Source organism: Sphingomonas sp. UYP23 (assembly GCF_054059235.1).
Map to the genome: position 1 here is coordinate 1461693 of NZ_JBSSBX010000001.1, position 19110 is coordinate 1480802.

The 19110-nt window shown below is 62.3% G+C and carries 23 protein-coding genes and 1 pseudogene; 16 read left to right on the forward strand and 8 right to left on the reverse strand.

Annotated features, from left to right (window positions below; all coding sequences use genetic code 11):
• Positions 1 to 107 precede the first annotated feature (107 nt).
• Positions 108 to 749, reverse strand: a complete 642-nt coding sequence (locus ACVWYO_RS07200; RefSeq protein ID WP_457349429.1) for a DUF1109 domain-containing protein — start codon at positions 747 to 749, stop codon at positions 108 to 110.
• Positions 746 to 1282, reverse strand: coding sequence for a sigma-70 family RNA polymerase sigma factor (locus ACVWYO_RS07205; protein ID WP_457349430.1), 537 nt, complete (start codon positions 1280 to 1282; stop codon positions 746 to 748). The genes ACVWYO_RS07200 and ACVWYO_RS07205 overlap by 4 nt, the downstream gene beginning before the upstream one ends.
• A gap of 204 nt (positions 1283 to 1486) precedes the next feature.
• Between ACVWYO_RS07205 and ACVWYO_RS07210 the strand changes: the two genes are divergently transcribed.
• The 7 genes from ACVWYO_RS07210 (at position 1487) to ACVWYO_RS07240 (ending at position 7044) form a co-directional block, all read left to right on the forward strand.
• Positions 1487 to 2179: a DUF1223 domain-containing protein gene (locus tag ACVWYO_RS07210; protein ID WP_457349431.1), complete on the forward strand. Its 693-nt coding sequence runs from the start codon at positions 1487 to 1489 to the stop codon at positions 2177 to 2179.
• 77 nt (positions 2180 to 2256) lie between these two features.
• The gene (locus ACVWYO_RS07215; RefSeq protein WP_457349432.1) at positions 2257 to 2517 is read left to right on the forward strand and encodes a hypothetical protein; all 261 of its coding nucleotides are present in this window, start codon (positions 2257 to 2259) and stop codon (positions 2515 to 2517) included.
• Between the two features lie 71 nt (positions 2518 to 2588).
• Entirely contained in the window at positions 2589 to 3386 is a 798-nt protein-coding gene (locus ACVWYO_RS07220) for a cytochrome b/b6 domain-containing protein (protein WP_457349433.1), read from the forward strand.
• Positions 3383 to 4144: a molybdopterin-binding protein gene (locus ACVWYO_RS07225; protein WP_457349434.1), complete on the forward strand. Its 762-nt coding sequence runs from the start codon at positions 3383 to 3385 to the stop codon at positions 4142 to 4144. The genes ACVWYO_RS07220 and ACVWYO_RS07225 overlap by 4 nt, the downstream gene beginning before the upstream one ends.
• A gap of 497 nt (positions 4145 to 4641) precedes the next feature.
• Complete coding sequence (locus tag ACVWYO_RS07230) at positions 4642 to 5007, forward strand: DUF1801 domain-containing protein (RefSeq protein WP_457349435.1); 366 nt, start codon at positions 4642 to 4644, stop codon at positions 5005 to 5007.
• A gap of 68 nt (positions 5008 to 5075) precedes the next feature.
• Entirely contained in the window at positions 5076 to 5465 is a 390-nt protein-coding gene (locus ACVWYO_RS07235; RefSeq protein WP_457349436.1) for a hypothetical protein, read from the forward strand.
• A gap of 139 nt (positions 5466 to 5604) precedes the next feature.
• Positions 5605 to 7044, forward strand: coding sequence for an IS1182 family transposase (locus ACVWYO_RS07240; protein WP_457349437.1), 1440 nt, complete (start codon positions 5605 to 5607; stop codon positions 7042 to 7044).
• A 333-nt stretch (positions 7045 to 7377) separates the two neighbouring features.
• On the opposite strand, the gene ACVWYO_RS07245 is transcribed toward ACVWYO_RS07240, so the two are convergent.
• The 3 genes from ACVWYO_RS07245 to ACVWYO_RS07255 all read right to left on the reverse strand — a co-directional run bounded on the left by ACVWYO_RS07245 (position 7378) and on the right by ACVWYO_RS07255 (position 9715).
• The gene (locus ACVWYO_RS07245; RefSeq protein ID WP_457349438.1) at positions 7378 to 8310 is read right to left on the reverse strand and encodes an IS5 family transposase; all 933 of its coding nucleotides are present in this window, start codon (positions 8308 to 8310) and stop codon (positions 7378 to 7380) included.
• A gap of 357 nt (positions 8311 to 8667) precedes the next feature.
• Positions 8668 to 8799 (reverse strand): hypothetical protein, encoded by a 132-nt coding sequence (locus tag ACVWYO_RS07250; protein ID WP_457349439.1) that lies wholly within the window; start codon positions 8797 to 8799, stop codon positions 8668 to 8670.
• 10 nt (positions 8800 to 8809) lie between these two features.
• The gene (locus ACVWYO_RS07255) at positions 8810 to 9715 is read right to left on the reverse strand and encodes a LysR family transcriptional regulator (protein WP_457349440.1); all 906 of its coding nucleotides are present in this window, start codon (positions 9713 to 9715) and stop codon (positions 8810 to 8812) included.
• A gap of 103 nt (positions 9716 to 9818) precedes the next feature.
• Here ACVWYO_RS07255 and ACVWYO_RS07260 point away from each other — a divergent pair, with 103 nt between their 5' ends.
• The 8 genes and pseudogenes from ACVWYO_RS07260 (at position 9819) to ACVWYO_RS07295 (ending at position 14789) form a co-directional block, all read left to right on the forward strand.
• The gene (locus tag ACVWYO_RS07260; protein WP_457354897.1) at positions 9819 to 10370 is read left to right on the forward strand and encodes a carboxymuconolactone decarboxylase family protein; all 552 of its coding nucleotides are present in this window, start codon (positions 9819 to 9821) and stop codon (positions 10368 to 10370) included.
• 49 nt (positions 10371 to 10419) lie between these two features.
• Entirely contained in the window at positions 10420 to 11043 is a 624-nt protein-coding gene (locus tag ACVWYO_RS07265; protein ID WP_457349441.1) for a pyridoxamine 5'-phosphate oxidase family protein, read from the forward strand.
• Positions 11040 to 11513 (forward strand): nuclear transport factor 2 family protein, encoded by a 474-nt coding sequence (locus ACVWYO_RS07270; protein ID WP_457349443.1) that lies wholly within the window; start codon positions 11040 to 11042, stop codon positions 11511 to 11513. The genes ACVWYO_RS07265 and ACVWYO_RS07270 overlap by 4 nt, the downstream gene beginning before the upstream one ends.
• A 182-nt stretch (positions 11514 to 11695) precedes the next feature.
• Positions 11696 to 12100: pseudogene (locus ACVWYO_RS07275) on the forward strand (alpha/beta fold hydrolase); the annotation flags it as partial.
• Between the two features lie 26 nt (positions 12101 to 12126).
• On the forward strand, positions 12127 to 12447 hold the full coding sequence (locus ACVWYO_RS07280; RefSeq protein WP_457354899.1) for an alpha/beta fold hydrolase: 321 nt from the start codon (positions 12127 to 12129) through the stop codon (positions 12445 to 12447).
• 153 nt (positions 12448 to 12600) lie between these two features.
• Complete coding sequence (locus ACVWYO_RS07285; RefSeq protein WP_457349445.1) at positions 12601 to 13461, forward strand: alpha/beta fold hydrolase; 861 nt, start codon at positions 12601 to 12603, stop codon at positions 13459 to 13461.
• Positions 13462 to 13487: 26 nt separating this feature from the next.
• On the forward strand, positions 13488 to 13886 hold the full coding sequence (locus ACVWYO_RS07290) for a RidA family protein (protein ID WP_457349447.1): 399 nt from the start codon (positions 13488 to 13490) through the stop codon (positions 13884 to 13886).
• A 45-nt stretch (positions 13887 to 13931) separates the two neighbouring features.
• The gene (locus tag ACVWYO_RS07295) at positions 13932 to 14789 is read left to right on the forward strand and encodes an MOSC domain-containing protein (RefSeq protein ID WP_457349449.1); all 858 of its coding nucleotides are present in this window, start codon (positions 13932 to 13934) and stop codon (positions 14787 to 14789) included.
• Here the strand turns inward: ACVWYO_RS07295 and ACVWYO_RS07300 are convergent.
• From ACVWYO_RS07300 to ACVWYO_RS07310, 3 genes are all read right to left on the reverse strand, one after another.
• Positions 14773 to 15135 carry a DUF6118 family protein gene (locus ACVWYO_RS07300; RefSeq protein ID WP_457349451.1) on the reverse strand — a complete coding sequence of 121 codons (363 nt, stop codon included), beginning with the start codon at positions 15133 to 15135 and terminating at the stop codon, positions 14773 to 14775. The genes ACVWYO_RS07295 and ACVWYO_RS07300 overlap by 17 nt on opposite strands.
• A 464-nt stretch (positions 15136 to 15599) precedes the next feature.
• A complete protein-coding gene (locus tag ACVWYO_RS07305) occupies positions 15600 to 16598 on the reverse strand; it encodes an alpha/beta hydrolase (RefSeq protein ID WP_457349453.1) in 999 nt (332 codons plus the stop codon).
• Positions 16599 to 16651: 53 nt separating this feature from the next.
• On the reverse strand, positions 16652 to 17584 hold the full coding sequence (locus ACVWYO_RS07310; protein WP_457349455.1) for an IS5 family transposase: 933 nt from the start codon (positions 17582 to 17584) through the stop codon (positions 16652 to 16654).
• Between the two features lie 186 nt (positions 17585 to 17770).
• Between ACVWYO_RS07310 and ACVWYO_RS07315 the strand changes: the two genes are divergently transcribed.
• A protein-coding gene (locus ACVWYO_RS07315; protein WP_457349017.1) for an IS3 family transposase occupies positions 17771 to 18900 on the forward strand; the annotation gives its coding sequence in 2 pieces (ribosomal slippage) (positions 17771 to 18032 and positions 18032 to 18900; 1131 coding nt in all).
• Positions 18901 to 19110: the final 210 nt, after the last annotated feature.

The following is a 19110-nucleotide window of genomic DNA, read 5'->3' on the forward strand; positions in this document are numbered from 1 at the left end:
TTGCGGCCGAAATTGCGCGCGAACTCCGTCGCAGCCACTTCTGTCATCGTGCCCTCCTTTGCGATCGGCGTAGCCGATCCGGCATGGGGCGCTTATAGTTTTTACGTCTACCAGCGCAGCACGCGGGGCCCAATTAGTGCACCCAGCCCGGCAACAAGCAGCATACCTAGAGTATACCAGGTGAGCACGAACAATGGCGACACTTCTGGACAGTGGAGACAGTAGAGGGTTGCACCCCATGCCCCCGCAGCCAGCCCCGCTGTCGCGCCGGCGATCCGCAGCCGCGTCGGTGCCAACTGGCGGAACGACCACAGCAGCCCGGCGAAGATCGGCATCGCCAGCACCATCACGAGCCACGGACACTTCGTCCAGGTTTCGCCCAGCCACATCGACAGCCAGTCCGCAGGATCGACCCGCGCCATCTCGGCAATGCTCAATCCGGCGAGAGCGACGAATGGCAGCGTGATCGGCCAGAACCGCCGCAGCCCGATCGGCTCGGGCCGCGCCAGCCGCGACGTCATGACGAGCGCACCAATCCCGAGCGAGATCGTATAGCCCCATTTCATCCAGAAGGTCGTGCCGCGTACCGCCTGCGCCAGATCGGGGCGGAAGCCGAGGATTGTAACGACCAGCAGCAGGGTGACGACCGCGCCGATCCCCAGCCCCACCAGCAATCGCCGCGCGACAGGAAAGCGCGGTACGCGACGCACGTCGTCAGAGAGTATTTTGATGAGCACGTCGGTGTTCATCGCCGGTCGCCAAGCACGCGCGCGGTCAGCGCCTTGATCCCGCGGTGGATCGACACCTTCACGTCGGATTGGCCGATGCGGGCTTCGTGTGCGGTTTCCGCCACGCTTAGCCCGTCGATCCGGGTGCGGCGGATCGCGCCGGCCTGTTTTGACGGAAGCGCGGCCAGCAGATGGTCGATGTCGATACGGGCATTGTTGGCTTCCTCGAAATCGGTGCCGATCAACTCGTCCAGTAATCCCTCGATCGGGACGACAGGGTGATGGCGGCGGAAATTGTCAATCATCTTGTACCGCGCGATGGCGAACAGCCACGCGGTGAACACGCGGTCGGGGTCGAATGTCGCGCGGCGGGTATGAACCGCAATCAGCGTCTCCTGAACGAGATCCTCGGCATCGTCGTCGCTGCCCATGCGCCGACGATAGAAGGCGTGGAGCAGCGGCACGATGCTCTTCAGCAGCGCCGCGTGCGCCGACGCATCCCCGTTGAGACCGCCGATCATCCAGATCTTAAGTTGTTCCTCGCTTGCCCGCATCGATGCTCCACCGAGTCATTCGCACGAGAGGCCGTGCGGGTTACACATTGATCTTACCCCGATCGAGACGGGTTGTCCCGCGGGGAGAACGTGATCCATCGTTGCCGGGAAAATGCTTGCTCGGTGTAACCGACAGCTGATCGGTTACGAATAGGGGGTATGAACCAGTCTCCACCCCGCCGCTTGCTCTCCTCGTTCAAGCTTGTGACCGGCAGCCTCGCACTGGCCGGCATCTTCGCGACCGGCTCGATCCTGGCGGCGCCCGCGGCGCCCGTCGCCAATCCGGTGGTGGTCGAGCTGTTCCAAAGCCAAGGCTGCTCGTCCTGTCCGCCGGCCAACGCCAATCTAAACGCTATAGCTGATCGCCCTGACGTGCTCGCGCTGTCCTTCTCGGTCACTTACTGGGACCAGCTTGGTTGGAAGGATACGTTCGGGTCGCCGCGCTGGACCGCGCGGCAGTGGGATTACGCGCATAGCGCTGGCCGCCCGCAGGTCGCTACGCCACAGGTGATCGTCAACGGTGGACCGACCCTGGTCGGCAACGACGCGGCGCAGCTCGCCGCGGTAATCGCCAAGACTGGTAGGCCGCGCGGCGGGCCGGTCCTGGCGCGGGTGGGCAACACGCTGCGCGTCGGCGCGTCGGCACCCGGCACGACCGCAACCATATGGCTGGTCCGCTACGATCCGCGCGTTCGTGCCGTGCCGATCCGGGCCGGCGAAAATGGTGGCCGCACGCTTCCCCACCGCGACATCGTGCGCGAACTGGTGCCGCTCGGCACATGGCAGGGGTTGGCCGCGGCCTTCGCGCTTCCCGCAGCCAAAGAGGCAAATCTTGCCAGTGCAGTCCTTGTCCAGCGCGGCAAGGGCGGGCCGATCATCGCCTCCGCCAAGATCTAGCCTTTCGCAGACCGGTCCCGCCGCGGCGTCTCGGCGGGATTCGTATTTATGACGTCGCCAGCCAAAAGGAAATACCTATGCGCCTGCTTACCCTGATCGCCGTCTCCGCGATGTCGCTCTCTGTTGCCGCTCCCGCGTTCGCGCAGGACGCGATGATGAAGGCCGACAGCATGAAATCCGGTTCGATGAAAAAGATGTCGGCCCGCGACACGAAAAAGATGCAGTCATGCAACGCTATGTCGCACGACATGATGATGAAGAACACAAGCTGCAAGAAGATGATGAAGATGCACCCCGACATGATGAAGCACGACGAGATGATGAAGTCGGGCAACTGATCTGAACCGCGGCGAGGGCGCGTCGCCGCTGGCGCTGCGCTCTTGCCGCACAATCCATAGGGAGCACCGGTATGCCCGGCGGGGAGCTCATTTACCGCCAGCGCTGGCCCGTCAGGGTGTGGCACTGGCTCAACGCACTTGCAGTGACCGTCATGCTGATGAGCGGCCTGATGATCTTTAACGCGCATCCGCAGCTCTATTGGGGTCAGTACGGCGCCAATGCCGAACGGCCGTGGCTGGCGATCGGCAGTACCAACAAGGTCGGCTATCTGCGGCTCGGCTCGGTGACCATTCCCACCACCGGTGTGCTCGGCCTGTCGGGTGACGGCGACGCTGTGGCGTTCCCCGCGCTGGTCACGATTCCGTCGAGCTATGATCTCGCCGGAGCACGGCAGTGGCATTTCGCCTTTGCATGGCTGCTCGTTGGGCCGGGAATATTGTTCTGGCTGTGGGGTTTTGCTACGCGCCATATGCAGCACGATCTCGCGCCGAGTACCGAAGAGCTGCGACCACGCAACCTCTGGCGCGACGTCAAGGATCACGCCCGGCTCCGTTTCCATACCGGAGACGCCGCGCGGCGTTACAACGTCCTCCAGAAACTTAGCTATGTCGGCGTGATCTTCGGCCTGCTGCCCGTGATGGCGCTGACCGGACTAACAATGTCGCCGGGGATCGACGCCGCGTGGCCGTGGCTGCTGGATCTGTTCGGCGGGCGCCAGTCGGCGAGATCGATCCACTTCATCTGCGCCGCACTGCTGGTCGGATTCGTCATCGTTCACCTGGCCATGGTGATCCTAGCCGGTCCGCTCAACGAACTGCGATCGATCGTCACGGGCTGGTATCGGTTGCCTGGGGAGAAGCAGTCGTGACGCTCATCGACCGCAGGCGGCTGATTGGCTCGTTCGCCGCCGGTGCCGGTAGCCTTGTCCTTTCCGGGTGCGACCGCATCGTCGCGTCGCCGGTGGTGAAGACCGTGCTTGGCATGGGTGAGGGGCTGACGTTCGATACGCAGAGACTGGTCACCGATCGCGCCGCGTTGGCGCGCGAGTTCGCGGCGTCGGAGATGTCGCCGACATTCCGCACCAACGGCAACACCATGCCCGCGAGCGAAGCCTATCAAACGCATCTGGCGAACCGTTTCGGCGACTGGCGACTGGTCGTCGACGGGCTCGTCCGCAAGCCGCTGTCACTTTCCATGCAGCGCATCCGGGCGATGCCCGCGCGTACCCAAATCACCCGGCACGATTGCGTCGAGGGGTGGAGCGCGATCGGCAAGTGGACCGGTATTCCGTTGCGGCTCCTGCTAGGCGCGGCAGGCGTCATGCCGGCGGCGCGCTACGCCGTGCTTCACTGCGCCGACGACTTTGACGGTGATCCCTATTACGAGAGTATCGACCTGATCGACGCCTTCCATCCGCAGACGATCCTCGCCTGGGGGATGAACGACGAGTTGCTGGGCGTCGGGCACGGTGCACCGCTAAGGCTGCGGGTGGAGCGCCAGCTCGGCTACAAGCAGGCCAAGTACGTCATGCGCGTCGAACTGGTCCCGTCTCTCGCACATATTGGCGCGGGCAAAGGTGGGTATTGGGAGGATGTTGCTGATTACCAGTGGTATGCGGGCATTTGAGCCGTCGTGCGTACACGGACTTTGATTATCTGCTGACGGCGACAGCGGAAATGACACATTCCGCCTCAGCGACGCAGAGTGTCACAACCGGACGAGACCGTTGAAAAAGTTCGCTATCGGCTCGACGGTAAGGTTAACGCGAAATATTACATCAACTCCGGTGCTATCAGTAATATTTTGGGGTCAGCAGGGCGTTTGCGGCAACGCTTTGTTGCTCAAAATTTGTGAGGAACGGCGCTCTCCGACTTTTTTCAACAGTCTCGGTCAGTTTTGATGCTGCCGACCCAGCGAGATATTTTGCGGCTGCCGAGCGTCAGACCCCAAGTTAGCTTCATCCGCCTTTGGGAATATAAGGATCGCCCCTGCTGCATGCAAAAGTCAAAAGTTTTGCATCAAATTCAGTCACACGGCAGACCGGAAAGGATCGCCAGCAACGTAAAAGTTGCCTAGCCAGTTCCCGATTGCAGTAGCCCGAGTTTTGGATAATCTGATCCCCAATGGTCAAATCGAGTGCCCTCACCGTAGATCAATATTTTGCCGATCTTGACCCGAATCGCCTCGAGGCGATGTGCCGATTACGAGAAGAATGTCGCTCTCGCCTGAAAGGCTGGGAGGAGCGGATGCAGTGGGGCATGCCGGGCTATGGGCCTGCACAGTCCGACGCTCTGATCAGCTTTGATGACAAGAATGGTTATCTCTCGGTATTTATCCCAAAATCAACGATCAGTTGTCATAGGAAGTTCGTGAAGGGCGCGAGCTTTGGCATGGGCTGCATACGTTATCCTCGGCCAGACCTTATCGATTTTGATGTTCTCGGAGCGATGCTGTCATCGTCCTTCCGAGCAAAGGGCGGCATTGCGTAGCCGGGGTCAGAAGACGAATTAATATTATCTTATATTGGGCATTCATGAGGGAATCGGGAAATAGTAAAATGTTTTCGGTTGAGTTTGACAGAACTGCGGGCATCATTAGATGCCGCATTGAGGGTTTTCTTTTGAGTGATCAGGTTAACTCTATCATTCAAGCCACCAAGTTGGCGAAAGAAACATGTAAGCACCTACATGGCGATATGAAGATGCTTGTCGTTACCGATGGCCAGGTTCAAAGTGTTGAAGCTATGAAGACGGTAGCAGTTCAACGCGCTGATAAGATTAGTATTTATGATCGTCGTGCTTTTGTGCTGCCGACCAGTTTGCAAAAGCTTCAAGTGAGCAGAACTTTTAATTTGCCGACGGAGCAGTGCTTTATTTCTGAAAAAGCCGCGATCACATGGTTACTGGCAGACCGCGAACACCGCCCTCCGAGCGCCTGTAACACGTGAACATAGGGGCAATGTGAACCGCACAGAAGGGTCGGCGCCGTCGACCGCCCCTTCCGTGGGCGATGCGAAAATCACACAGACCGTGTGAAAACCCGGTCTGAGGATTCCCGCGGATCGCGGCGCGTGGTACGTTTCTGTCATGGCGCATTTGTCTGGAACGGACCGCTCGCAGCTCCTGCTGCTACCCGAGGCGGTTGATGATTATGTCGGGCCGGACAATCCGGTCAGGTTCATTGAGGCCTTCGTCGACGGGCTCGACCTTGGTGCGGCCGGGTTCGTCCGCGTACAGCCAAAGGCGACGGGCCGCCCTGGCTACGATCCGGCTGATCTGCTCAAGCTCTACATCTATGGCTACCTGAACCGGATCCGGTCGAGCCGTCGCCTGGAAGCCGAGACGCACCGCAATATTGAAGCCATCTGGCTGCTGCGGCACCTGAAGCCGGACTTCAAAACCATCGCCGACTTCCGCCGCGACAACCGTGCCGCCTTCAAGGCGGTGTTCCGCGAGTTCGTGGTGCTGTGTCGTCAGCTCGACCTGTTCGGGCGCGAGCTCGTGGCGGTGGACGGCACGCGCATCAAGGCGGTCAACAACAAGACCCGAAACTTCACTCGGACATCGCTGGCCAAGTTCATTCAGGACGCGGACGAGAAGCTCGCCGGCTACATGAAACGGCTTGATGAGGGGGATGCCGACGAAGACCGCACTCCCAGCGGCGGTCCCAGCAAACGCGACAGCAAATTGGCGGAGAAGATCGCCGCTATCCAGGGAAAGCGCGATCGTCACAAAGAAATGGTTGCCGAACTGGATCGCACCGGTGCCGACCAGATCTCGCTTACAGACCCGGACGCCCGCGCGATGGCGCGCATGACCAAGGTGGGGGTCGGCTACAACATTCAGCTCGCTATCGACGTGAAGCACAAGCTGATCGCCGAGCAGGCGGTGAGCAACCAGGTCCTCGACCTGGGACTGCTCGCCCAGACCGCGACAGCGGCAATGGAAGCGCTCGGCGTCGAGCGGATCGAGGCAGTCGCCGACCGCGGCTACTTCAAGATCGAGGACATCGAGGCCTGCGAGGCGGCAGGCATCACGGCTTACGTGCCCAAGCCAATCCGCGGCTCCGCTGTGCGTGAGGGCTTCTTCGGCAAGGAGGTGTTCCGCTACGAGCCGGACCAGGATGTCTTTATCTGCCCGGCCGGGGCAGCGCTCTCGCCGCGCTACCGGGGCAAGTCGCGCGACAATGTGAAGATCGACTACGCCAACCGCGATGCCTGCAAGGCGTGCGCGCTGAGATCGCGCTGTACTCGGTCCTTCCGCCGTGTCTCCCGCCTGGAGAACGAGGCCGTTCTCGACCGCATGGCAACGCGTCTGTCGCTGCGACCTGAAATGCTCGACCAACGTCGTAATAGTGTCGAGCATCCCTTTGGGACCATCAAGCAATGGATGGGCCAGGGCGCGTTCCTGATGCGCCGGCTGGAGAACGTCCGCGGCGAGTTCAGCTTAACCGCTCTCGCCTACAATATCAGACGGGCCATAACCCTGGTCGGTGTGCCGGGCCTGATCGCCGCAGTAAGGGCGTAAAAGCGGCCTTCTTGCGCCTCGAACGCCAAACCGGACCTCCAACAGGCCGTCTCTCGCCGCCTCAAGGCCCTCAACGAGCACCTTCCGGGCTTGTTCGGTTGTCGAACCGCTCCAGATTGGAATCGCTAACGCCAACCGCGCTATTCACGACTTTCCACACGGTCTGCACAAGTTTTGCATCAGGTCAAAAACGGGCGTTAGCAGTCTCCCGCTGACTCCCCGCCAGTCGCGGTACGCTGCCTTTCGCTCAAAGTGGCAAAAATAGCAGCCTGATCCAGATGGGCTTTGTTGCATAATTACGCGAGAGCATGACCGACGTTTTACTTGAAGATGTTATTGGATGCGGACGGTCACCGGCGTTCCTATTTCGGAGAACCGATTGAGAATTGCAGCACGGACTTTGAGCTCGGTAATCTGACGATCGAAGGTGCGGGCGACAACGCGCTGGCCCAGGAGTTTGAAGCAGTGCATTTTGGTCTCGACCAGACTGCGGCGATGATAGCCGCTCCACTTTTTCCAGATTGCGCGACCAAGCCGCTTTGTCGCGCGTAGCGCTCCATTGCGTGCATCGACGCCGGAACCGCCTTCTGCCCATGGTTGCCCGTTGCGGCGGACCGGGATGACCGCATCGGCACCGCGCCCGGCAATAGCGGCATGGCAGTCCCTGGTATCATAAGCGCCATCTCCGCCGACGCTGAGTATCCGCTCGTCTCCGGGAATTTGCGCCAGGAGAACGGGCAGCGTCGGTGCGTCACCAATGGCATTCGTTGTGACCTCAATGGCCCGGATATCCAGCGTCCCAGCATCAATCCCGAGATGCACCTTGCGCCACTGGCGACGGTAGGACGGTCCGTGTTTGCGCGTCTTCCACTCGCCTTCTCCCGTCATTTTGATCCCGGTGCTGTCGACCAGCAGGTGCAGTCCGCCCGAGCTGATCCGCCCGCCGAGGTTGACCTTCAACGTCTTCTGCCGTCGGCACAGCGTCGTATAATCCGGCACCGGCCAATCCAGTCCCGCCATTTTGATCAGGCTCGCAACCAATCCCGTCACCTGCCGCAAGGGCAGGTTGAACAGCGTCTTCAGCGTCAGGCAAAGCTCGATCGCGCTGTCTGAAAAGCGCATCGGGCGACCAGGACGACCGCAGGGCACCGAGCGCCAGTGCATCTCTGGATCAAACCATATTTCCAGCGATCCACGGCGCTTGAGCGCCGCATTATACTCGGGCCAGTTCGTCGTGCGATACACAGGTGCGGCAGGTTTGGGCATTACGCCTATCTATACCGCTCGATTCCCTGCGTGAATCCCCGCCATCAGTTTTGCAACAAAGCCATCCAGATGGTCGCGCTGCTCGCCTGCGTCGGATGATCGAGATGCTTTTTCGAGTTCACGGAAAGCGAGCTGTTCGTAATCGGTTGGGTTTACTGCGTTGGACAAAAGGGCCTCATCTCAGTGCTACGCCCGCGAAACTGCGGAACACGAAGTACGTGCGCTGAGCAATAGAGACGTGCCTCAATAGCTATTGAGGGGCCAAGTGGGCATAAGGCACGTTGAGTTGCCCGCGCCGCACAGTGAGCCGGATATTAACTCCGCGCGGTAGCAGCAATCTTGCCAGCGATGTATGCGCTAAATCGCACCAATAGTATGATTTACATAGAGGCCGACATGGCGACCATGCGTAAAACCATTACCCTTACCGAGCAGCAAAATGCGTGGATCGCCGCCCAGATCGACGCCGGCAGCTATACCAAAGAACATGGTCGCAGCACTATAACGCGGCCTGCCCCACCCGTACGCGCAGCCGCGGCGATGCGAAGTCGATGAACGCACGCAGCTTGAGCGGCAGACGGGCATGACCGTTATAGACGAGGTGCACGGGCGGCGGCGGCGGCTCGAAGTCTTGCAGCACGATGTTCAGCGCGCCTGCCCGTACATGCTCACCCACTTGATAGGACAACACCCGGATCAGCCCCATGCCGTCGATCGCGGCATCGATCGCGGCATCGATGCTGTTTACGCCGAGGCGCGAGCTGAGCGGCGCGGCGATCTCGCCGCCCTTCGACGCGAAACGCCAAATCTCGGGGGAAGGTATGCTTACCGATGAAATGGCGGCGTGGGTGGGAAGGTCGCCGGGTTCGGCCGGTACGCCGTACTCCGCAAGATAACCGGGACTGGCGCACACCACGCGGCGCACCGACCCGAGGCGGCTGGCGGTCAGGCCGCTATCGGGCAGGTCGCCGATCCGGAGCGCCACATCGATGTGATCGTCCAGCAGGTGCGCCACCTGGTCGGTCAGCATCAGCCCTACGCAGACTTCGGGATAGGCGCGCAGAAACTCCGTCACCACAGGCAGGACGTGCAAGCGCCCGAACATCACCGGGGCCGTGACGGCCAAGTCGCCGCGCGGCACGCTATACTCGCCCGCCGCGATGTGCTCCGCCTCGGTCAACTGTTCCAATATCCCCTTGGCGGCGGCGATGTAGGACAGCCCCGCCGGCGTCGGCGTCAGGCCTTTTGAAGACCGGACCAGCAGGCGGGCGCCCAGAAGGGTCTCCAATTCCGATACCTTGCGGCTAACGGTGGCGAGCGGAAGGCCGAGTTCCCGGCTTGCTCCCGACAAGCTGCCGACCTCGACGGCACGGAGTAGGATGGTCATCGCTTCCAACCGGTCCACGTTGTCGATCCTTCCACCAGCCGAGAGGGCGATTACCGATGCTGACAGCTACCACGGTTTGTTGGAAGCGCCCAGATATCGGTTCACCAACAGAGGAACCGCCATGTCCCGCCTTTCAGTTCCGTCCACGATCGACGCAACACCGGCCGCTTCGCACCCGCTACTCGAAGCGGTGAACAAGAAGCTGGGCGTCGTGCCCAACCTGTTCCGCCTCATCGCGACCAGCCCCGCCGCGCTCGAAGGCTTCCTCAGCCTGTCCGGCGCGCTCGGCAAGGGCGGCATCCCGGCCGCGACGGGTGAGCGGATCGCGTTGGCGGTCGCCGAGGTCAACGGTTGCGATTACTGCCTGTCGGCGCATAGCTATGTGGCTAAGAACCTTGCCAAGCTAGACGATTCCGAGATCGCCGCGAACCGCGCCGGTGGCTCTAACGACCCCAAGGCCGATTCCGCGGTGCGGTTCGCGGTTAAAGTCGCCCGCGAGCGTGGTCATGTTGGCGATGCCGATGTGAGCGCGCTCAAGCTGGCGGGTTACAACGACGCGCAGGTGGTCGAAATCGTGCTCCACGTCGCGCTCAATAGCTTCACCAATTACCTCAACGAGGTCGCCAAAACCGACATCGACTTTCCGGCCATCCCCGCCCGCAAGGCGGCCTGACCCGCGCCGGCCGACGCCGGACTCGCCACTCCACCGAGGAGCATAACTCATGGCCTATGATTTTCTGGACCGTCTCGCGACGCTCGGCGTCGAGGCCGCGCGGGTGGTGAACGGCGTCGGCGGGCTATGGGAGAGCGTCGGCGCAGACCACGCGTCGGGATCGTTCGGCGAACGCGAGGCGACGTTCATCGCCGCGCGCGACAGCTTCTACCTGGCGAGCGTGTCGCAGACCGGCTGGCCTTACATCCAGCACCGCGGCGGCCCCGCGGGGTTTCTGCGGGTGCTCGACGAAACGACGCTGGGGTTCGCCGACTTTCGCGGCAACCGCCAATATCTCAGCCTGGGCAATATCGCCGATGATGACCGAGTCGCGCTGTTCCTGATGGATTACCCACACCGGCGCCGGATGAAAATCCTGGCGCACATGACCGCGCACGACCTGGCGGCGGAGCCCGCGCTCGCCGCACGACTCGCGACGCCCGGCCATCGTGCCGTGCCCGAGCGGGCCTTCACGCTTCGGCTGGAGGCGTTCGACTGGAACTGCCCCCAGCATATCACCCCGCGCTTCACCCCCGCGGAAATCGAGGCGGCGAGCGCACCGCTGCACGCGCGCCTCGCCGCGCTCCAGACCGAGAACGCGCAGCTACGCGCCGCGATCGAGGAACGAGCGTGACCGACACCAGCCGGCCGCCCTTGCCTCCCTTCACCCCAGAGACCGCGGCGCTAAAGGCGCGGGCCGCGGAGGACGCCTGGAACAGCCGCGATCCCGCGCGAGTGGCACTGGCCTACACGCCCGACAGCCATTGGCGGAACCGCGCCGAGTTCCTGACCGGGCGCGAGGCGATCCAGGCTTTCCTCACGCGGAAATGGTCGACCGAACTCGATTACCGCCTGATCAAGGAGGTATGGTGCTTTCGCGAGAACCGCATGGCGGTACGCTTCACCTATGAATCGCGGGATGCCGCGGGACATTGGACACGGGCTTACGGCAACGAGCTGTGGGAGTTCGACGCGGGCGGCCTGATGGCCCGCCGCATCGCCAGCATCAACGACCTGATGATCCGCGAGGACGAACGCCTGTTCCATTGGCCGCTCGGCCGCCGCCCCGATAACCATCCAGGTCTGAGCGACCTGGGCCTTTGAAGGACATTTCGATGAAAGCCATCATCGCCGCCGCCGCGCGGGCGCGCCCCGCACCCTCGACCGCCGCCACGACCACCTACCACACGACCAAGGTCGACGGCCTCGACATCTTCTACCGCGAGGCCGGGCCAAAGGACGCGCCGACAATCCTGCTGCTGCACGGCTATCCCTCCTCGTCGCGGATGTTCGCCACGCTCATCCCGCTGCTCGCCGATCGCTATCACCTCGTCGCGCCTGACTATCCCGGCTTTGGCCAGTGCGCTGCACCGCCCGCGGGCCAGTTCCGCTACCCGTTCGATCATCTGGCCCAAATGGTCGACCACTTCACCCAGAGCGTCGGGCTGAAGACCTACGTCCTTTACGAACAGGATTATGGCGGCCCGATCGGCATGCGGCTGGCCGTCGCGCATCCCCAGCGGGTGCGCGCGATCATCGTTCAGAATGCCGTCGCGCATGAGGACGGCCTAGGCCCGGCATGGGCGCCGCTGCACGCCTTTTGGAGGGACCGCGTGGCGAACGAGGACAAGGTGATCCCCGCCTTCGTCTCGCTGGCGGGCGCGAAAGCGCGTCACCTGGGGTCGAGCCCCCACCCGGAGCGTTACGATCCCGAGACATGGCAGGGCGAATACACGCTCCTATCCCGCCCGGGCAGCATCAGATCCAGTCGGACCTGTTCTTCGACTACCAGACCAACATCGTCGCCTACTCCGCATGGCAGGCGTGGCTGCGCGCGTACAAGCCGCCGACGCTTGTCCTATGGGGCAAGTATGACCCCGTTTTCGCGGTGGCGGAGGCCGAGGCGTACCGGCGCGACGTGCCGGATACCGAAATCCACATCCTCGACGCGGGCCATTTCGCGCTCGACGAAAAGGTCGACGAGATCGCCGGGCTGATCCGGTCCTTTCTCGACCGCAACAGCAACCGACAGGAATAGAGCACCATGTTCCGCCCCCTTTCCCGCCGCCAATCACTCGCCGGACTGTCGCTCGCCATCGGGCTCGGCGCGTCCGTGAGGGCCTCCACGCTTCTTCGCTCAGCTTCGAGTCAGCACCACCCACGCCTATCGCCCCACACCAAGGAGTCTGCCATGACCGTTACCTATAACATGCAGAAGGTCGGCCCCATCGATGTCTTCTACCGCGAGGCGGGGCCAAAGGACGCACCCGTCGTCCTGCTGCTTCACGGCTATCCGACGACCAGCCACATGTTCCGCAACCTGATCCCGCAGCTTGCGACCCGCTACCGCGTGATCGCGCCCGACCTGCCCGGCTTCGGGCTGACCAAGGCGCCGCCCCGCGGGCAGTTCGACTACACCTTCGCCAACCTGACCAAAACGATTGAAGGATTCACCGAGGCGCTGGGGCTGAAGCGCTACGCACTCTACGTCTTCGACTACGGCGCGCCGACCGGTTTTCGCCTCGCCGCCTTGCACCCCGAGCGCGTCACCGCGATCGTCAGCCAGAACGGCAATGCCTATGCCGAAGGGCTGAGCGCCGCCTGGAGCCCGTACCAGGCCTATTGGGCGAACCCCTCCGACGCGACGCGCAACGCCTGCCGCGAGGCGCTTACGCCCGAAGCGATCCGCACCCAATATGTGACCGGCGCCGACCCGGCGCATGTATCGCCCGATGGCTACAGCCTCGATATCGCCTATTTCGCGAGGCCAGGCACCGACGAGATGCAGCTCGACCTGATCTACGACTACCGCACCAACGTCGCGCTCTACGACACGTGGCAGGCGTACTTCCGCCAGCACAAGCCGCCGATGCTCGCGGTGTGGGGCGAGAAGGACATCTATTTCCTGCCGCCCGGCGCCAGGGCATTCCGCCGCGACATTCCCGATACCGAACTCCATTTCTACGACACCGGCCATTTCGCGCTCGAAACGCACGGGCTTCAGATCGGCGACGCGATGCTGGACTTCCTTGACCGCAAGGTTCGGGCCTGACGAACGCCACAACCAGGAGAGCAGCCATGACCAACCAAGTCATCGCGCCGCCGGGCGTCCATCCGCCATCGGGTGCCTATAGCCATGCGGTGTCGACCTGCGGCGCCGGCCACACGCTCTACATATCCGGACAGCTCGGCGTCGACCCCGAGGGAAAGACGCCCGAGACCTTCGCCGAGCAAGCGAGCCAATGCTGGCGCAACATCGTCGCCATCCTCGCCGCAGCCGAGATGACAGTCCACGACCTCGTCAAGGTGACGGCCTTCCTCACTGATATAGGCGATGCGCGGGCGCTCGGCGCCATTCGCGAGCCCTTTCTGCAGGGCGCGCGCCCCGCATCGACGCTGATTGTGGCGTCGGCGCTGGTCATGCCGGAATGGCTGATCGAGGTGGAGGCCGTCGCGTTCAAAGCGGATGGCGGATAAGACATGCGCAAATAGGCGCGCTACGAAAGCGACGGGATAACGAACATGGCGCTGATCGGCGTGGTCTCGCAACTCAGCCGTTACCCCATTAAATCGATGCTGGGCGAGGATATCGACCAACTGGAGATCGCGGCAACAGGCGTGGTGGGCGATCGCGTTTGCGCGTCTATCGATCGATCCACCGGCAAGGTGGCGAGCGCCAAGCTCCCGCATCGCTGGCGCGGGATGCTGGCGTTCACGTCGCGCCTGTCGACATCGCTCGATCGCTACGGCCGTCCGCTGATCGAGGTAGAGATGCCCGACGGTACGCGGGTCCAGTCCGATCGCGACGACATCGACGATCTCCTATCGGCGGCGTTGGGGCGAAAGGTGATGTTGGCATATTCGAGGCCCGCGGGCCTGGAAATCCAACGCGCCCGTCCCGACGAGGTCGCCGACCACGGCGCCGACACCGAAGTTTCTCATGATACGCTGACGCTGGGCATCGGTGCGCCTGGTGGCGGGTTCGTCGATTACGCGCCCGTCCATGTGATCGCGAGCGCCAGCCTGGACCATGTTGCAGCGGCGATCGGCGCGACTGCGGGCGAGGCGGCACGCTTTCGCCCCAACATCGTGCTCGAAAGCAACTCGACGACGCCGTTCCAGGAGAATGACTGGGTCGGCAGCACCTTGCGCATCGGCAATCGAATCGTGTTGCACGTCATGTCGCCGACCCCGCGCTGCGCGGTTCCGACGCTCAGGCATGGGCAAACCCCCGAACATACCGGCATCACGCGCGCGATCGGCAAGATGAACCGGGTGGAAGCGCTCGGCCTGGGGACCAGCGCGTGCCTCGGCGTCTATGCGCAAGTCCTCAGTGGCGGAATGGCTTGCCTCGGGGACACCGTCACGCTGGAGCGGTGATCTGACGGACAGACGCGACGCCACCAAGACGAGCGGTACATCGGCTTTCGATCGCCATACGTCCTCTGGCATGATGCCGAGCAGGTAAAGGTTCAACTTTCTTCCGCCGTCCCCATGACTGTTTGGAAGCGCCGGGCTGGCTGGGGGCATCCGTGTCTACGTTGACGGTGCATCGCACCGCCTTGCGCGTCTGGTTCGCGCGTTTTCGGCACGCTTCCAGCGCCTCCCGGTTCGCCGTGATGATCCGATCACCCGCCGCGATATTGGCGAAGGCGTCGGGCGATGACGCGCGCATCATGCGCTGCCCGGCCTCCCACATCGGCATGGCAAGCGAACGCGCCGCCATCTTTTCCGGCCAATGCCAAGATCCTATTAGAGCCAAACCGGTAATTAAATTGTGCCTTTTCTAGGGCTTGTGCTTGATGGCAGGGGCAGAAGGAATGCAGGGCACGCGCGTCGGGACTGAACTAAGCGTACGCGCCGCAAGCGCACCAGAGACAGGAGGCGCTATGCGGCGATCACAAACGATCGCACCGAAGACCGGGCGTGCGCACATCTCAGATAAGAGCCGAATTTAATTCCCGGTTGGGCTCTTAGGCCTTACCCCGGCATTCGGTCCGAGGCACAAAGGTAGCCTTCCTCGCTCGAGTCACCGCGATCGCCGGAGTGAGGTCGATGCTGCGCTAAATCTAACGGAAAGTCGCTGCCAAAGCCAGATCGCCGGTTAGGGGGCGACCGGCTATAAGATGCTCGGAATCGCACGCTAAGCGTCGCGACCGTCTCAATGGCGATGGTTGAATGGGAAGGTGCTTATTCAGCATAATACTCCCATTGCGCGTTTGCGAACCGCCCTGCCTCTTCGGCCAGTTCACGGTCCTCCGGTGTGTTGCCCATGAAGCCTCCGTGCGGCATGGCTTCGAAGACATGGAGTTCGGCGTCAACGCCAGCCCGGCGCAAGGCGCGGTGCATTCTCACCGCGTTCGACAGAAACAGGTCGCGCGTGCCCGATTGCAGGAACGTCGGCGGCAGGCCGGTCAGGTCGCCGAACAGTGGCGAGAGATACGGATGCGAGAGGTCAGCCCCGCCGGCATACAGTTCGTTGTTCCGCATCAGTGAGCCGGGCAGCACGACATCGATCGTCTGATTAACCTGAAAGCTATCGCCGGACTCGGTCAGGTCGACCTGCGGAGAAAGCAGGATTAACCCAGCGGGCGTGGGGAGACCTTCGGCCTTCGCCCGTAGAAGCATGGCGACCGCCAGATTACCGCCTGCCGACCGGCCGCCGATGACAATGCGCGTGGGCGCATGGCGATCCAGAACGTAGCGATAGGCTGCCATCGCATCGTCCACCGCAGCGGGGTACGGATGCTCGGGCGGCATCCGGTAATCAACGCCGTAGCATAGCACCCCGTGCTGGTCGGCCTGCATCCGTGCCTGGGCACGGCAAGCCTCTCCCCCGCCAAAGACCAGCGCGCCACCGTGGAAGTCCAAATAGGCACAGTCCGGCTTGAGTAGGGTTGCAGGTGTTGCGACATGGATAGTGGCGTCGCCGGTGCGCATCGTCTCGACGCTTGCACGCAGCGTGCCAGCCAGCCGCTTCAATGCCGCCGCATATTGCCCGTCCGCCGCCGCCTTGATCTTCATCCAGCCGGCATGATCGTCGGGCGAGGGCATTGTGTAGAGCGCGTTTAGCGGGATGCCATCCCCGCCTACGAGACGTTCGAGGCTCGCTCGTGCCTCAGGGCTGATGGAAGAGGGAAATGGGATCAGCCGGGCCTGTACCACTACGCCGGATTTTTGCTCGCTCATGGGCTTTGTTGCATAACTGCGTGAGAGTCCGACCGCCCTTTTACTTGAAGATATTATGCGACGCGGACGGTCACCGGTGTTCCTATTTCCGAAAAGCGATTTAGGATTGCTGCACGGACTTTGAGCTCGGTAATCTGACGATCGAAGGTGCGGGCGACAACGCGTTGACCCAGGAGTTTGAAGCAGTGCATTTTGGTCTCGACCAGACTGCGGCGATGATAGCCGCTCCACTTTTTCCAGATTGCGCGACCAAGCCGCTTTGTCGCGCGTAGCGCTTCATTGCGGGCATCGACGCCGAGACCGCCTTTCGCCCATGGTTGCCCGTTGCGGCGGACCGGGATGACCGCATCGGCACCGCGCCCGGCAATAGCGGCATGGCAGTCCCTGGTATCATAAGCGCCATCTCTGCCGACGCTGAGTATCTGCTCGTCTCCTGGGATTTGCGCCAGAAGATCGGGCAGCGTCGGTGCATCGCCAATGGCATTCGTCGTGACCTCAATGGCCCTGATATCCAGCGTCCCAGCATCAATCCCGAGATGCACCTTGCGCCACTGCCTGCGGTAGGATGCGCCGTGTTTGCGCGTCTTCCACTCGCCTTCGCCCGTCATTTTGATCCCGGTGCTGTCGACCAGCAGGTGAAGTCCGCCCGAGTTGGCCCGCCCGCCAAGGTTGACCTTCAACGTCTTCTGGCGGCGGCACAGCGTGGTATAATCCGGCACCGGCCAATCCAGTCCCGCCATTTTGATCAGGCTCGCAACCAATCCCGTCACTTGCCGCAAAGGCGGGTTGAACAGCGTCTTCAGCGTCAGGCACAGTTCGATCGCGCTGTCTGAAAACCGCATCGGGCGACCAGGGCGACCACACGGCTTCGAGAGCCAGTGCATCTCCGGATCAAACCATATTTCCAGCGACCCACGGCGCTTCAGCGCCGCATTATACTCAGGCCAGTTCGTCGTGCGATACACAGGTGCGGCAGGTTTGGGCATCACGCCCATCTATACCGCTCGATTCCCTGCGTGAATCCCCGCCGTCAGTTTTGCAACAAAGGCTCGCTCATGTCGCTTCACAAACTCATCATGCTTTCAGGAGAGGTGGTTCTAGGAATCTGAACAGCGGGGATAAGTGGATTGCCGATCTGAGAGCGGCCATGCTGGCCGCGAAGAGGAGGCAAGATGAGCAAGCGACCCCGCCGGAACCACAGCCCGGCATTCAAGGCCAAGGTGGCGCTGGCTGCCGTGGGAGGCGAGAAGACGCTGGCCGAACTGGCGCAGGAGTATGAGGTGCACCCGAACCTCATTAATCAGTGGCGGTCCAAGCTGCTGGAGGGGGCGTCAGACGTGTTCGGAGCGGTGCCGGCAGCGAGCGAACCAGCGGTCGATATAACGGTGCTGCACGCAAAGATTGGCGAGCTGACGCTGGCGAACGATTTTTTGGCCGGTGCGCTCGGGAAGGCCGGTCTGTTGCCGAGCGCAAAGCGATGATCGACCGTGACCATGAGCTGCCGCTGGCCCGTCAAGCGCAGCAGCTCAAGATCAGCCGCGGCAGCATCTACTATCTCCCGCGGCCTGTCTCGCCGGCCGACCTGTTGATCATGCGGCGGATCGATGAGCTTCATCTGCTCTATCCGTTCGCCGGCAGCCGGATGCTGCGCGATCTGCTCCGGCAGGAAGGCGTGGTCATCGGGCGACGGCATGTCGCGACGCTGATGAAGCGAATGGGGCTCGAGGCGATCTACCGCCGTCCGAACACGTCGAAACCGGCGACGGGGCACAAGATCTATCCGTACCTGCTGCGCAAGCTGGCAGTGATCCGGCCGAACCAGGTCTGGGCGACGGATATCACGTACATCCCAATGGCTCGCGGTTTCGTCTATCTGGTGGCTATCGTCGATTGGTTCACCCGACGGGTGCTGGCCTGGCGAGTGTCGATTTCGATGGATGTCGCGTTCTGCGTCGCTGCGTTGGAGGAAGCGCTCGCACGGTACGGCAAGCCTTCCATTTTCAATAGCGACCAAGGCTCGCAATTCACCAGTGTGGCCTTCACCGCCGTCCTGCACCGCGAAGAGATAGCAATAAGCATGGATGGCAAAGGGTGCTGGCGGGACAACGTGTTTGTTGAGCGCCTGTGGCGCTCGGTGAAATACGAAGAGGTGTACCTCAATGCCTACGCCTCGGTTCCCGAAGCCCGCGCCGGCATCGGTCGATATCTCGCATTTTATAACGGCGTCCGGCCACATTCAGCCCTTGGCGCCAGAACACCGGACCAGGTATACTTCGACCAGCCGCTTCTCGCAGCGGCATGATCAACCCGCGGTAGTCCACTTATCCAGACCGCGAGCCTGTTCAGACAAGCGGAGCCACCTCTCAGGATCGCAGGTTCGCGGGCGGACTACTGCCCGAGGATTGGACGATCGCCTAGCGTTGGCTCCATCATTCCCACAACGATCGAATTTCGGGAATGACCCAACGTCGCCTGTCGGTTGCGAACTGATCTGGCAGCAGCATGGCCGTCG